Annotated in this window: 12 protein-coding genes; 8 read left to right on the forward strand and 4 right to left on the reverse strand. The window is 64.3% G+C overall.

From position 1 onward, the window contains the following. Positions 1-52: 52 nt before the first annotated feature. From MST27_RS11205 to MST27_RS11220, 4 genes are all read left to right on the forward strand, one after another. Entirely contained in the window at positions 53-235 is a 183-nt protein-coding gene (locus MST27_RS11205) for a CPXCG motif-containing cysteine-rich protein (protein ID WP_243606020.1), read from the forward strand. Beyond that, positions 235-495 (forward strand): putative signal transducing protein, encoded by a 261-nt coding sequence (locus MST27_RS11210; protein ID WP_243606021.1) that lies wholly within the window; start codon positions 235-237, stop codon positions 493-495. The genes MST27_RS11205 and MST27_RS11210 overlap by 1 nt, the downstream gene beginning before the upstream one ends. A 48-nt stretch (positions 496-543) precedes the next feature. Further along, positions 544-1,164 carry an SOS response-associated peptidase gene (locus MST27_RS11215; protein WP_243606022.1) on the forward strand — a complete coding sequence of 207 codons (621 nt, stop codon included), beginning with the start codon at positions 544-546 and terminating at the stop codon, positions 1,162-1,164. Positions 1,165-1,260: 96 nt separating this feature from the next. Beyond that, positions 1,261-2,073, forward strand: coding sequence for a M48 family metallopeptidase (locus tag MST27_RS11220; protein WP_243606023.1), 813 nt, complete (start codon positions 1,261-1,263; stop codon positions 2,071-2,073). A gap of 18 nt (positions 2,074-2,091) precedes the next feature. Here MST27_RS11220 and MST27_RS11225 read toward each other — a convergent pair whose 3' ends face one another. From MST27_RS11225 to MST27_RS11240, 4 genes are all read right to left on the reverse strand, one after another. Then, complete coding sequence (locus MST27_RS11225) at positions 2,092-2,535, reverse strand: ester cyclase (RefSeq protein WP_243606024.1); 444 nt, start codon at positions 2,533-2,535, stop codon at positions 2,092-2,094. An 83-nt stretch (positions 2,536-2,618) separates the two neighbouring features. Continuing rightward, positions 2,619-3,206: a TMEM165/GDT1 family protein gene (locus MST27_RS11230; protein WP_243606025.1), complete on the reverse strand. Its 588-nt coding sequence runs from the start codon at positions 3,204-3,206 to the stop codon at positions 2,619-2,621. 258 nt (positions 3,207-3,464) lie between these two features. Then, positions 3,465-4,466 carry a class I SAM-dependent methyltransferase gene (locus tag MST27_RS11235; protein WP_243606026.1) on the reverse strand — a complete coding sequence of 334 codons (1,002 nt, stop codon included), beginning with the start codon at positions 4,464-4,466 and terminating at the stop codon, positions 3,465-3,467. Positions 4,467-4,526: 60 nt separating this feature from the next. Then, positions 4,527-5,489, reverse strand: a complete 963-nt coding sequence (locus tag MST27_RS11240) for a 2-hydroxyacid dehydrogenase (RefSeq protein WP_243606027.1) — start codon at positions 5,487-5,489, stop codon at positions 4,527-4,529. A gap of 62 nt (positions 5,490-5,551) precedes the next feature. Here MST27_RS11240 and MST27_RS11245 point away from each other — a divergent pair, with 62 nt between their 5' ends. From MST27_RS11245 to MST27_RS11260, 4 genes are all read left to right on the forward strand, one after another. Beyond that, on the forward strand, positions 5,552-6,184 hold the full coding sequence (locus MST27_RS11245) for a LysE family translocator (RefSeq protein WP_243606028.1): 633 nt from the start codon (positions 5,552-5,554) through the stop codon (positions 6,182-6,184). Positions 6,185-6,315: 131 nt separating this feature from the next. Beyond that, positions 6,316-7,998, forward strand: a complete 1,683-nt coding sequence (locus MST27_RS11250) for a fatty acid--CoA ligase (protein ID WP_243606029.1) — start codon at positions 6,316-6,318, stop codon at positions 7,996-7,998. A 189-nt stretch (positions 7,999-8,187) separates the two neighbouring features. Continuing rightward, positions 8,188-8,844: a YiaD family glycine zipper/OmpA-like lipoprotein gene (locus MST27_RS11255; RefSeq protein WP_243606030.1), complete on the forward strand. Its 657-nt coding sequence runs from the start codon at positions 8,188-8,190 to the stop codon at positions 8,842-8,844. Between the two features lie 155 nt (positions 8,845-8,999). After that, complete coding sequence (locus MST27_RS11260; protein ID WP_243606031.1) at positions 9,000-12,674, forward strand: CHASE domain-containing protein; 3,675 nt, start codon at positions 9,000-9,002, stop codon at positions 12,672-12,674. The last annotated feature ends 37 nt before the right edge of the window (positions 12,675-12,711 follow it).

Here is a 12,711-nt window from a genome sequence, read left to right on the forward strand (position 1 = left end):
GCGGCTTGAGGCAGGACGGCGATTATAGCGGCAAGTCACCCAGGAGACGCTGATGCTCGAGACACAGAACTATCAATGCCCCTACTGTGGCGAAGAGGGCGAGGCGGTGCTCGATCTGAGCGGGGGCGATCAGCGTTACATCGAAGACTGCGCGGTGTGTTGCCGGCCTATCGTCTTCGACCTGCGAACCGATGGCACTGACTGGCAGCTCGAGGTGTTTCGGGAGGATGAGTGATGCAGCGCATCTACGAACCGCGGGATCTGCTTGAGGCGGAAATGCTCAGCGGGATGCTGGCCGCCGAAGGCATCGAGGTGTTTCTGGTCGGCCGCCACCTGATCGGGGCCATGGGCGAATTGCCCGCGGCCGGCCTGCTGGCGCTGATGGCGCCGGATGCCCAGGCCGAGCGGGCGCGGCATCTGATCGCCGAGTACAATGGCGCCGAACCGCTGCCCGGCGACGAGCCCGAAAGCTATCCGGGCGAGCTTATCTGCTAGTCGTCGGCGTACGGTTGCCCTGCCCGATCCCACCACGAGTCTCGTTTCATGTGCGGCCGTTTTGCCCTGTTTCGTTGGAGTTCGGCCTTTGCCGCCTTGCCCGGGTTTCCGGCCGACCAGTCGCCGCATTGGAGTCTGGCCCCAGGTGCCGCCGTTCTTCTGCTGAGGCAGGAGGCTGGCGATCTGACGCTTAGCCGGGTGCGCTGGGGGCTTACGCCGGCCTGGCTGACCGATCTTTCGCGTACTCCGGCGCAAGCCCGCGCCGAAACGCTTGCCGAACAACCGATGTTTCGCGAGGCCTTCCGGCTCCGGCGCGGTGCGTTGCCCGCCAACGGCTTCTACGAGTGGCGCGGGTCTGTGCGCAAGCGGCCTTACTGGATGACGACGGAAGGCTCGCTGATGTACTTCGCGGCGATCTGGGAAGCCTATCCAGTGCAGGGCCATACCTACCTCAGTGCCGCGGTTGTAACGCTACCGGCCGCCAGTCAGCGAAGGCCGCTGATGCTGGACGAAGCCGGCTTGGCCGCCTGGCTCGACCCCGAAACACCGCTCGAGGCGCTGCAACGGTTGTTCGAAGCGCCCCAGCCTGCCCTGCGCGAGCGGCCGCTGGCGACGCTGGTCAACGATCCGAAGCTGGACGCGCCGGAGTGCCTGACGCCGGCCAACTGAGCCGGGTACGCGTCATGGGCCGTAGCGCGGACCCTGTGGTTGCCCGGCGCTCGGCGTCGCTCTAGCATACGGCGCAGATTTCCTCGGAGACGCGACATGTTCAGGTTGCATTCAGCCCCTGTAGTTTTCGCAGCGGCGCTTCTGGCCGGCTGCCAGGCCGTCAACACCACCAGTGGCGGCGCCGTTGGCGTCGACCGCAAGCAGTACATGTTCAGCATGCTGTCGACCGAGCAGGTCAACCAGATGTATGCGCAGTCCTACCAGCAAACGCTGAGCGAAGCGTCGCAGAAGGGCGTGCTGGAGAAGAACACGGCGATCAGCAAGCGAGTCAACGCCATCGCGCAGCGCCTGATCGCGGAAGTGCCAGCATTCCGACCCGACGCCGCGCAGTGGAATTGGGAGGTCAATGTCATCGACAGTCCCGAGCTCAACGCCAACTGCGGTCCGGGCGGGAAGATCATCTTCTACACCGGGTTGATCGAAAAGTTGAAGCTGACCGACGACGAAATCGCGGCGGTCATGGGGCACGAGATCGCGCATGCGCTGCGTGAGCACGGCCGCGAGGCGATGTCCAAGGCCTACGGTGTGCAGATGGCGACGCAGATCGGCTCGGCGATGGGCGTCGGCGATGGCAGCCTGCAGCTGGCCAATATGGGCGTGCAATACCTGATGACCTTGCCCAATAGCCGCAGCAACGAGAACGAAGCCGACCTGATCGGTCTGGAGCTGGCAGCCCGGGCCGGCTACGACCCCAACGCCGCGATCAGCCTGTGGCAGAAGATGGGCGCGGCGGGCGGTTCCGCACCGCCGGAGTTTCTCAGCACGCACCCTTCGTCCAGCAGCCGGACGCAATCGCTGCAGTCGACGATCCCGAAGGTGATGCCGCTTTACCAACAGAAGAAGCGGTAAGGGCGCCGCTGACCGCGATCAGGTCAGCGGAAGCTGGAAGGGGAGCGGGGTATCCAGGCCCAGCTGGGTACGAGCCCCTTCCAGGTCGAACAACGTGTTCAGTTCGTCGATATCGCCGTTCGGGTTCAGTGTCCAGAAGGACATGGCGGCCACGGTGAGGATCTTGCCGTCGGGTGCGCAGCCGAACACCGGTTTGGCCAGGGTGCCGAACAGGGTGCTGGAAGTGACGACCCGATTGCCTTCGCTCAGGCACTCGTCGACCACCACTTCCAGATCCGGTATCGCCAGACGGACTTCGCGAACGATCAGGGCGAAACCGGCATTGTTGACCGGCTGTGTAATGAATGAGCTCTTGTAGGTGAAGTAGCGACTCTGCAGCTGCTCGGCCAACGCCAGGCGACCCTTGCTCCAACTGAGATCGATGTGTTGCCGAACCCGCCGTTTTCGTTCCTCTGGTGACATGTCGCCCGAACTCCCCATGTGCCGCCAGGCGCGGCGAACGCGCACTCTAGCAGCAGTGGGGCGGCGGCGATTTGCGCTGCGTATCAGACTGGAAGCGTGCCGCTCAGCGTCAGGGCTTCGTACCCGGCGTAGAGGGCCAGCGCGGCGAAGCCGATGGCGGCAATCCGTCGTATGAGTGCCAGCGGCATGCGGTCGGCCGCGAAATTGCCGGCCAGTACCACCGGTACGTTGGCGATCAGCATGCCGAGGGTGGTACCGATGATGACCAGCCAGAAGTCGGGATACTGCGCGGCCAGCATGACGGTCGCCACCTGGGTCTTGTCACCCATTTCAGCGAGAAAAAACGCGATAAGCGTGGCTACGAAAGGGCCGAATCGGACGCCGCGCGAAGCTTCGTCCTCTTCCAGTTTGTCCGGCACCAGCGTCCACAGTGCAACCGCAGCGAAGGATGCCGTGAGGATCCAGCTCAGGGTTACAGGAGACAGCGCAGACGACACCCAGCTGCCGACACCGCCCGCGACGGCGTGGTTGACCAGCGTCGCGACCGTGATGCCCCAGATGATCGGCCATGGCCGCCGGTAGCGGGCAGCCAGCAGGAGCGCGAGCAACTGCGTCTTGTCGCCGATTTCGGCGAGCGCAACGATCAGCGTGGGGATATAGAACGATTCCAACGAGACTTCCTTGCAGGGGCGGGTCGACTAGAAAGCACCATGACACGCACGACCTGCCCACCCCGGGTCAGGTATACGTGTCATGGGTCTTGTCAAACCGGGCGCGGGCTGGCGCACCGCGCAGGGTCACATGCGCCATGGTCTGCGGACCAAGTGTGTTGACGCATGCCAGGCGAGCGGAGAGCTCGCAGGAGACTACTCCCCCAAGGACGGGCGCGAGTTTGCCCAAGGGCAGCCGGATACGCAAGTGCGATGCGGCTAGCGCTCGCGGCGGGCGCTGTAGATTCGGAAGCCGTCGGCCTCCTGCAAGGTGTCGCAGCGGCCGAGGCTCGCCTCGATCAGCGGCGGATACCGAAGAAAGGCATTGGCGACCAGGCGCAGTTCGCCGCCAGGGCTGAGGTGGCTGGCGGCCCGCTGTAGCAGCGATTCGCTCGCCTCATAGTGGGTATGCACGCCCTGGTGGAACGGCGGATTGCTGACGATCGCGCTGCAGTCGCGGGGCGCGGCGTCGATACCGTCGCCGGCGATCACGCTGGCATCCAGTCCGTTAGCGGCCAGTGTCAGCCGGCTGCTTTCGACGGCGAAGGCATCGACGTCGAGCAGGATCAGTTCGCTCTCGGGGTAGCGACGCTTCAGACAGCTGCCGACGATACCGGCACCGCAGCCGAAGTCGAGCATGCGGCCGCCCGGCAAATCGTCCAGATGCTCGAGCAACAAGGCCGTACCGCGATCCAACCGACCATGGCTGAACACGCCAGGCAAGCTCACGACCTGCAGCGGGCCGCCGATCAGCGGCAGGCTGAAACGCTGGGCCAGGCGCTCGAGATCGGGCGGCGCAGGGCTGTGGGCCACCTTGACCTGCCAGAGCTGGCAATGCCGTGCGCTGTCTAGTTTGCGCGCCTGGCCGAAGGGCGCGAGCTGCTTCGCTGCGCGTTCGATGCCGGCGCGCTTTTCGCCGACCAGATAGAGCAACCGGCCGGCCAGTTTGCAGGCCAGGGCTTCGAGCAGGTAATCGGTCAGTTCACGTGACTTGGGCAGGAAGAGGACGGCCGCTTCGAAGGGCGCCGAAGGGGGTTCGACTCCGAAGGCACAACGATCGCCAAAGCGCGCCTGCAACTGCTGGTGGTCGCCGGCATGCCAGGACCATCCCCGCGCGTTGGGCAGCTGGCCAAGCAGATCGTCGGCTGGAAGTCCGGCCAAGAGCAGCTCGCCGCTGAACAAATCGGCCTGGCGCAGGAGCACCTCGCTTCTCGGATCCATGGATGCCTCCGGGCAAAGCGCGCGAGCTTAGCAGTCTGCCTGCACCTACAGAAGCGCCTGTCAGCCGACCTGGCGCATTGGTGAGCCGGAGAAGAAGGCCCGTGCATTCTCGCTCAGCTGTCCAACGATCCGCTGGCGTGCCTCGCGGCTGCCCCAAGCGCTGTGCGGTGTCACGATCAGGCGTGGGACATCCGCGGCCAGCAGCGGGTTGTCGTTGCTGGGCGGCTCGCTGGTGAGTACGTCGGTGGCGGCGCCGCCGAGGTGGCCATGGCGCAGCGTGTCGGCAAGCGCCTGTTCGTCGATCAGTCCGCCCCGCGCCGTGTTGATGATGAACGCCGTGGGCTTCATGGCTTGCAGCTGGCGCGCGCCGATGAGGTTGCGGGTGTGTTCGGTCAAGGGGCAGTGCAGCGTCAGCGCGTCGACCTGAGGCAGGAGTTCGTCGAGCGAGAGGCGATCCGCGCGCGGTGGACGGCCGGGCAGGTTGCCGACCAGTACACGCATACCCAGCGCTTCGGCCAGGCGTGCAACGGCGCTGCCCAGTTCGCCATGGCCGAGCACGCCGAGTGTCTTGCCGTCTAGCTCGACGATGGGGAAGTCGAGCAGGCAGAATTGCCCGCTTTCCTGCCAGCGGCCCCGTGCCACGGCGGCCTGGTAATCCGGTAGGCGGGTCGCCAGGGCCAGCAGCAGGGTCAGGGTGTGCTGGGCCACCGTCGCCGTGCCGTACGCCTGGCAATTGCAGACGGTCACGCCATGCTGTCGGGCGGCTTCCAGATCGATATTGTTGACCCCCGTGGCCGCCACGAGAACCAGCTTCAGATCGGGGCAGGCGGCGAATACCGCCGGGCCCAGATTGACCTTGTTGACGATCGCAACCTCTGCGCCCTGCAGGCGTTCGATGATGTCTGTGTCCGCGGTCTGTTCATGACAGACCAGCTCATCGAAGGCCGCTCGCAGCGGGGACAGGTCAAGGTCGCTCTGATCGAGCGGGGAGAGGTCGAGAAAAACGGCGCGGAGGTTGCTCATGAACTTTACTCGTATGGAATCAGCGGGCTGACGTCCCGCCCCGAAGTTGACGGAGTTGATCGATGTACTGGACCGAGTTTCTCACAGTTGCCCTGGTGCACTTGCTGGCGGTGGCCAGCCCCGGACCGGACTTTGCAGTGGTGGTGCGCGAAAGCGTGACCCGTGGGCAGCGCAGCGGCACCTGGATGGCCATGGGTGTGGGCAGTGGCATCCTGGTGCACGTCGGATATTCGTTGCTTGGAATCGGCCTGATCGTCTCGCAGTCCATCGTGCTGTTCAACCTGTTCAAGTGGCTGGCGGCCGGCTACCTGTTCTGGCTGGGGTTCCAGGCCTTGCGGGCCAAGCCCATGCCGGCGGCCGCTTCGGTCGTCGATGGCGAGGCCATGGAGCCGCGCTCGGCGCGGCGCGCCTTTACCGTCGGCTTCATCACCAACGGACTCAATCCCAAGGCGACCCTGTTTTTTCTATCCCTATTCACGGTGGTTATCGACCCCCATACCCCGCTCGCGGTTCAGGCCGGCTATGGGGTATATCTGGCGTTCGCCACCGCGCTGTGGTTCAGCGTGGTGGCCTGGTTGTTCAGCCGCGCGCGCGTCCGTGCCGGTTTCGCCCGAATGGGGCATTGGTTCGACAGGGTGACCGGTGTGGTGCTGGTCGGGTTGGGTATCCGCCTGGCCGCCAGTGAGCTGACCTGACACCGACGAGCCTGCGACTAGGCGGGCAAGCTGGCGGGCGGGTGGCTGTCGAAACGGATGCAGGCAATGCGCGCCCGCGCAGCCAGTGCTCCGAGTGTGCATCTCGATAACATCAATAACAGGAAGCCCTCATGCTGCAGACCCGAATCATCAAGCCCGCCGATAACGCCTACGCCTACCCGCTGCTGATCAAACGACTGCTGATGTCCGGGCAGCGCTACGAGCGCAGCCGCGAGATCGTCTACCGTGATCGGTTGCGCTTCGACTACCGCGAACTCAACCGGCGCGTCGCGCGCCTGGCGCATGTGCTGACCGCCGCCGGGGTGAAGGCCGGTGATACGGTCGCGGTCATGGACTGGGACAGCCACCGCTACCTCGAATGCATGTTCGCCATTCCCATGATCGGTGCAGTCGTACACACGATCAACGTACGCCTCTCGCCCGAGCAGATCCTTTACACCATGAACCACGCCGAGGACCGCTTTGTCCTCGTCAACAGTGATTTCGCGCCGCTTTATCAGGCCATCGCCGGTCAGTTGACCACGGTCGAGAAGACGTTGCTGCTCACGGATGATGACGGGGCGAACTGCGAGCTGCCCGACTGCGTCGGCGAGTACGAACGCTTGCTCGCGGCGGCCCCGTCCGAGTACGACTTCCCCGACTTCGACGAAGACTCGGTTGCCACAACCTTCTACACCACCGGCACCACCGGCGATCCCAAGGGCGTCTACTTCACCCATCGGCAGCTGGTGCTGCACACCCTGGCCGCAGCCGTCACTGTGGGTTGTCGCGAAAATCCGACGCTGATGAGCAGCGGCGACGTGTACATGCCGATCACGCCGATGTTCCACGTCCATGCCTGGGGCTTGCCCTACGTCGCGACCATGATGGGCCTCAAGCAGGTCTATCCGGGGCGTTACGATCCTGAGCTGCTCATCGAGCTGTGGCGCCGCGAGCAGGTGACGTTCTCCCACTGTGTGCCGACGATCGTGCAGATGCTGCTCAATGCCAAGGCCGCGCAGGGCGTCGATTTCAAGGGCTGGAAGATCACCATCGGTGGCAGCGCCCTGACGCGTGGCCTTTATGAGGCGGCGCGCGGCTGCGGCATGCAGCTGATCGCAGCCTATGGCATGTCGGAAACCTGTCCACTGATCTCGGGCGCGCACCTCAACGACGAGCTGCTGCAAGCCAGCGATGACGAGCAGGTTACCTATCGACTCAAGGCCGGGGTTCCGGTCGTACTGGTCGACGCCGCGATTCAGGCGCCAGATGGCAGCTTTCTGCCGGCCGACGGCTCGTCCCAGGGTGAGCTGGTATTGCGTGCGCCCTGGTTGACCCAGGGCTATGCCGGCAACCCACAGAAGAGTGAAGAACTCTGGGCGGGCGGCTGGTTGCATACGGGCGACGTCGCCACACTGGACGAGATGGGCAACATCGACATTCGCGACCGTATCAAGGATGTGATCAAGACCGGCGGCGAGTGGATTTCCTCTCTCTCGCTGGAAGGCCTGATCAGCCGGCACGACGCCGTGCGTGACGTGGCGGTGGTCGGCGTGTCGGACGAGCGCTGGGGCGAGCGGCCGTTCGCATTGCTGGTGCTGTGCCCGGGGCAAGCGCTCGATGCGCGTGGTCTGCAGGCCTTCCTGGAACCTGCGGTGGAGCAGGGGCATATCAACAAATGGGCCATACCGCGGCAGATCGCCGTGGTCGAGGATATTCCCAAGACCAGCGTAGGCAAGTTGGACAAGAAGCGTATTCGGGTCGACATTGCCCGCTGGCTCGAAGAGGGGCATGACGCGATTTCTTCGGTCTAGCCTGGCGGGCCCTTTCTTCTTCACGGAGTCGCAAGGCGCTCTGGCTTGCCGTCCGGGCGGGGGAATCGCGGGATCGTCGGCCTGTTCCGGTTAATGCGTCAGAACGGGTGTTACCCTAGCCGCGCATTTCAGCCGGCCAGGGCCGTTCCCGTGCGCTGGCAGACGTTCCGGAGATGAAGGAAGTAACCCATGAAGAAGCTGATTAACCTGACCGCAACCGCCGCCGCGATCGCGCTGCTGGCTGGCTGCACCAACAATCCGTACACCGGCGAGCGGGAAGCGGGCAAGGCGGGCATTTATGGCGGCATCGGCGCGGTCAGCGGGGCTGTCATCGGGGCGGCGACCTCGAGCAAGAAGGACCGCGCCAAGGGTGCGCTGATCGGCGCGGCGGTCGGCGGCGCGGCTGGTGGTGGCTATGGCTACTACGTCGATACCCAGGAAGCCAAGCTGCGCCAGACGCTGCAAGGCACGGGCGTCCAGGTCCAGCGCAATGGCGACAACCTGACCCTGATCATGCCGGGCAACATTACCTTCGCCAGCAATTCGGCAGACATCTCCAGCAGCTTTTACCCGACGCTCAACTCGCTGGTGCAGGTCTTCAAGGAATTTAACAAGAACGGCGTGGATATCGTCGGGCATACCGACAGCACGGGCTCGCAGCAACTCAACCAGGACCTGTCCAACCGCCGCGCACGCAGCGTCGCAGCCTACCTCGAGGGCAACGGAGTAGCCGCCTCGCGCATCACGGCCTACGGCGCCGCTTCCAGCCAGCCCATTGCCAGCAATGACACAGCCGCCGGCCGCGCGCAGAACCGACGCGTCGAGATCAATCTGCGTCCCCTCTAAGCCTTGCAAATAAGGCGAGACCCGTACCCGGGCTCGCCTTGCCATTTTTGTGACGCCAGTTTTCTATCTGTTGTTTCGTCACACGGAACCTCTCGGCGATAAACGACTCTGAAGCTCGTGACAGCGAGCCATGTAGTGGCACCTGAGGAGGTCGAATGGAAGATCGTTCCGCTCTCCATTCTCGCAAGCCTTGGCTGCCATTGATGGTGACGTTGGCCTTGATGGCAGGGCTCGGAGGATGGGTCGGCTGGCAATGGCATGTTCAGGAAGCGCGCATTCGCAGCGAGCAGGTGCAGCGCTTCAACCTGGCGGTCAACGATATCGAAAGCACGCTACGTGAGCGCATGCGCGCCTACGAGATGGTCATGCGCGGCATGGCCGGATTGTTCATCGGTAGCGACGATGTCTCCCTCGACGACTGGAACCGAGCGTCCGACCAGCTCCAGTTACAGGACTTCTATCCCGGCATTCAGGCGCTAGGCCTGTCCCGTTACGCGCGCCCCGAAACGCTCGATGAGGTGCTGCGCCGCATCCGTGCGAACGGCCGCGAGAACTTCCGCATGTTTCCGGCCGGCCAGCGGGACGAATACCTCATCACCGATTACATCCACCCACTGGATTGGCGCAATCGCCGCGTGATCGGTTTCGACTTGATGAGCGAGGAAACGCGTCGCCAGGCGATCACGGCCGCACGCAATATCGGTACGCCCATGTTGACCGGGCCCATTCGGCTCAAGCAGGAGACCGAGGAGAACGCTCAGGTCGGCATGCTGCTGTTCCTGCCGCTCTATCGCGCCGGTGCCCCGGTCACCACCCTCGAAGAGCGCCAGGCGGCGTTCGCCGGCGCCCTGCACGGCGCCTTCCGTCTGACCGACCTGATGGAAGGTGTGGTGGGGTCGCGCAGCAAGCTGTTCCAGATGCAGTTGTTCGACGCCGCGGCGCCCGACGAACCGCTGCTGGTGGGGCGTGCGCCGGTGAGCCGCGATGCCGCGTTCCACCGGGTTCGCAACATCTATATGTATGGGCGCAGCTGGCAGCTGGAGGTGGCCAGCACGCCGGAGTACGAAGCGATCCTGCGCAGCTCGGGACGCGCCTTCAGTCTGGTGGCCGCCATGACGGCCGCCGCGCTGTTCTCGTTTCTGATCGGCGGTTACCTGTTCCTCCGTGAACGCGCGTTGCGCAGCAGCCAGAAGCTGGGCGAGCAGCTGCAGGAGCGTGAAGCGCGGTTCCGTCAGCTGATCGAGCAGCTACCGGTGGCGACCTTGCTGTGCAACGCCAACGGCCGCATCGAGCTGGCCAACCAGAGTGCCGCGACGCTGCTGGGCAGCAGCGCGGGGCTGTTGGCCGGTGAGCGGCTCAATCGCTATGTGCCCGGTGCGTTGGACCCGGATAGCTTGCTCGATACGGGGCAGCACGAAAGCCAGGCATTGCGCGAAGACGGTACGACGGTGCCGGTGTCCCTGAGCCTGACGCGCTTCAAGCGGGATGACGGCGTTCACCATCTGCTGAATCTGGTCGATCTGCAGCAACGCAAGCGCGACGAGGAACGCTTTCGCAACGTGGTCGAGGCCTCGCCCAATGCCTTCCTGCTGTTCGACCACGATGGCCGGATCGTGATGGTCAATCGCCAGACCGAGCTCCTCTTCGGTTACGAGCGTCAGCAGCTACTGGGCCAGCCTGTCGAGCTGCTCATCCCCGAGTCGATGCGCAAGACCTATTTCGAGATTCGCCACCGGTTGGTCCAGGAACACGAGGCTCGGCTGGGCGATAACCGCGAACTCTTCGGTCGCCATCGCGATGGCCGGCTGCTGCCTGTCGAGGTGGGGTTATCGCCGCTGCGCAGCGGTGAGGAACACCTGATCCAGGCCGTGGTGATCGACATCAGTCATCGCAAGGCCGCCGAACGGCGTCTGCGCGACCAGGCCAACGAGCTGATGGTCGCCAATCGCTACAAGTCCGAATTTCTCGCCAACATGTCGCACGAGCTGCGCACTCCGCTCAATAGCATCCTCATTCTTAGCGACCAGCTGCGACAGAACGCGTCGAGCAACCTCACCGAAAAGCAGGTTCGCCACGCCGACATCATCCACCGCGCCGGGCATGACCTGCTGCAGCTGATCAATGACGTGCTGGACCTGGCCAAGATCGAGGCCGGGCACATGCAGATCAAGGCTGAGCCGCTGAACCTGGCCGAGCTGCTGGTGGAGCTGACATCGGGAGTCGAAGCCCTGGCCGAGCAGAAAGGGCTGGCGTTGAACACAGCCATCGAGCCAGACGTGCCGGCGACCATCATCAGTGATCGGGCACGGCTGGATCAGATCCTGCGCAACCTGCTCACCAATGCCCTGAAGTTCACCGAACAGGGCCGCGTCGACATCCGCGTCGAACGCCAGCCAGGCGAGGGCGAGGCGGGTGACCGGCTGCTGTTTCGAGTCATCGACACCGGGATCGGCATCGCGGCCGAAGAGCACGAACGGATCTTCCTGGCGTTCCAGCAGATCGACGGCTCGATCAGCAGGCAATACGGCGGCACGGGCCTGGGGCTGTCCATCGCCAAACAACTGGCTGAAGTGCTGGGCGGAGGCATCAGCCTGCAGAGCGAGCCTGGCAAAGGTTCCTGTTTCACCGTCGAGCTGCCGCTGGTCTCGGCTGCCGCGCCCCAGGCCAGGCCGACGCCGCTCGCGGCCCGCCGTGGCCAGGGGCCGGGGTTGCTGATCGTCGAGGACGATGCCGATTTTGCCTCGGTGGTCGCCGAGGTCGGGCAGGCGCACGGTTTCTCCAGTGTCATCTGCGGCACCGGCCAGGACGGGCTCGAAGCCCTGGAACGGGAGCGCTTTGCCGGTGTGATCCTGGACATCCTGCTGCCGGATATCAGCGGCTGGCAGGTCTATCGTACGCTGCGTGCCGATACCCGCCATCAGGGCATGCCGGTGTACATCATCTCCTGCGTGCCTCAGCCGCACGGCTGGAACGACGAGGATGCGCGCTACCTGATCAAGCCGGTGGCACAGGCCGAGCTGGAGCGCCTGTTCATCGAGCTGGCCATGCAGGAGGCCAATCCGACTCGGCTGCTGCTGGTCGAGACCGACCCTGAGCGCCGCCGTCAGTTGCGCGAGCACTTCGACGCGCTTGGCTATCGGGTAACGGCCTGCGAGCGCAGCGAGGATGCTCGCCTGGCCTATGCCCAACAGACGTTTGCCGTGCTGGTCGTCGATTTCGACTTGCCGGATGAAGATGGCCTGGATCTTCTCGAAGCGCTCGATCGGCTGCGCTCGCTGAAGGATGTCCGGGTCGTGCTGAACAGCCGGAACCCATTATCCGAGCGAAATCTCGGAAGACTCCGACGTTATTCGTCGGTCGCCTTGTCAAAAAAAGAAGGATTGGAGCATATGGACGATGCGTTGAAGCCTCCCAAGGACTCGGCCTCGTTGGCCATCAACGAAATGGAACACCCTTTGCTGGGGCAGCGGGTGTTGTTGGTAGATCCCGACGTACGGTCGATCTATGCCCTGAGCGGCATGCTCGACGAACAGGGCCTGCAGGCGGTGCCAGCCACGGCGGGTGTCGAGGCCCTGGAACGCTTCGAGGAAGACGCCTTCGACCTGGTCATCGTCGACCTGGCGCTGCCCGAGGAGGGTGGGGCGGCGATGATCGAACAGCTGAGAAACGACTATGGTTGTCAGGTGCCTATCGTGGCCCTGGTCGAGGATGAAGACCGTATTCCCGCCGGGGCTGACGAACACCTGACCAAACCGGTCGATCGCGCCGAGCTGGTGGCGCTGCTGCGGCGCTGCCTTGGGGGTGCAGGCGCCCCGTACGAGAAATCATGAGGAGACGCGTGTGACGCATCGTTCACGCCGGGCCGGG

The sequence above is a fragment of the Stutzerimonas marianensis genome, from assembly GCF_022810315.1.
GTDB classification, from domain to species: Bacteria; Pseudomonadota; Gammaproteobacteria; order Pseudomonadales; family Pseudomonadaceae; genus Stutzerimonas; species Stutzerimonas marianensis.

Excerpts from the sequence above, each read along its gene's own strand:
- MST27_RS11210 (WP_243606021.1), top strand. The coding sequence starts at position 235 with ATGCAGCGCATCTACGAACCGCGGGATCTGCTTGAGGCGGAAATGCTC.
- MST27_RS11220 (WP_243606023.1), top strand. The coding sequence starts at position 1,261 with ATGTTCAGGTTGCATTCAGCCCCTGTAGTTTTCGCAGCGGCGCTTCTG.
- MST27_RS11215 (WP_243606022.1), top strand. The coding sequence starts at position 544 with ATGTGCGGCCGTTTTGCCCTGTTTCGTTGGAGTTCGGCCTTTGCCGCC.
- MST27_RS11245 (WP_243606028.1), top strand. The coding sequence starts at position 5,552 with ATGTACTGGACCGAGTTTCTCACAGTTGCCCTGGTGCACTTGCTGGCG.
- MST27_RS11260 (WP_243606031.1), top strand. The coding sequence starts at position 9,000 with ATGGAAGATCGTTCCGCTCTCCATTCTCGCAAGCCTTGGCTGCCATTG.
- MST27_RS11235 (WP_243606026.1), bottom strand. The coding sequence starts at position 4,466 with ATGGATCCGAGAAGCGAGGTGCTCCTGCGCCAGGCCGATTTGTTCAGC.
- MST27_RS11240 (WP_243606027.1), bottom strand. The coding sequence starts at position 5,489 with ATGAGCAACCTCCGCGCCGTTTTTCTCGACCTCTCCCCGCTCGATCAG.
- MST27_RS11205 (WP_243606020.1), top strand. The coding sequence starts at position 53 with ATGCTCGAGACACAGAACTATCAATGCCCCTACTGTGGCGAAGAGGGC.
- MST27_RS11225 (WP_243606024.1), bottom strand. The coding sequence starts at position 2,535 with ATGTCACCAGAGGAACGAAAACGGCGGGTTCGGCAACACATCGATCTC.
- MST27_RS11250 (WP_243606029.1), top strand. The coding sequence starts at position 6,316 with ATGCTGCAGACCCGAATCATCAAGCCCGCCGATAACGCCTACGCCTAC.
- MST27_RS11255 (WP_243606030.1), top strand. The coding sequence starts at position 8,188 with ATGAAGAAGCTGATTAACCTGACCGCAACCGCCGCCGCGATCGCGCTG.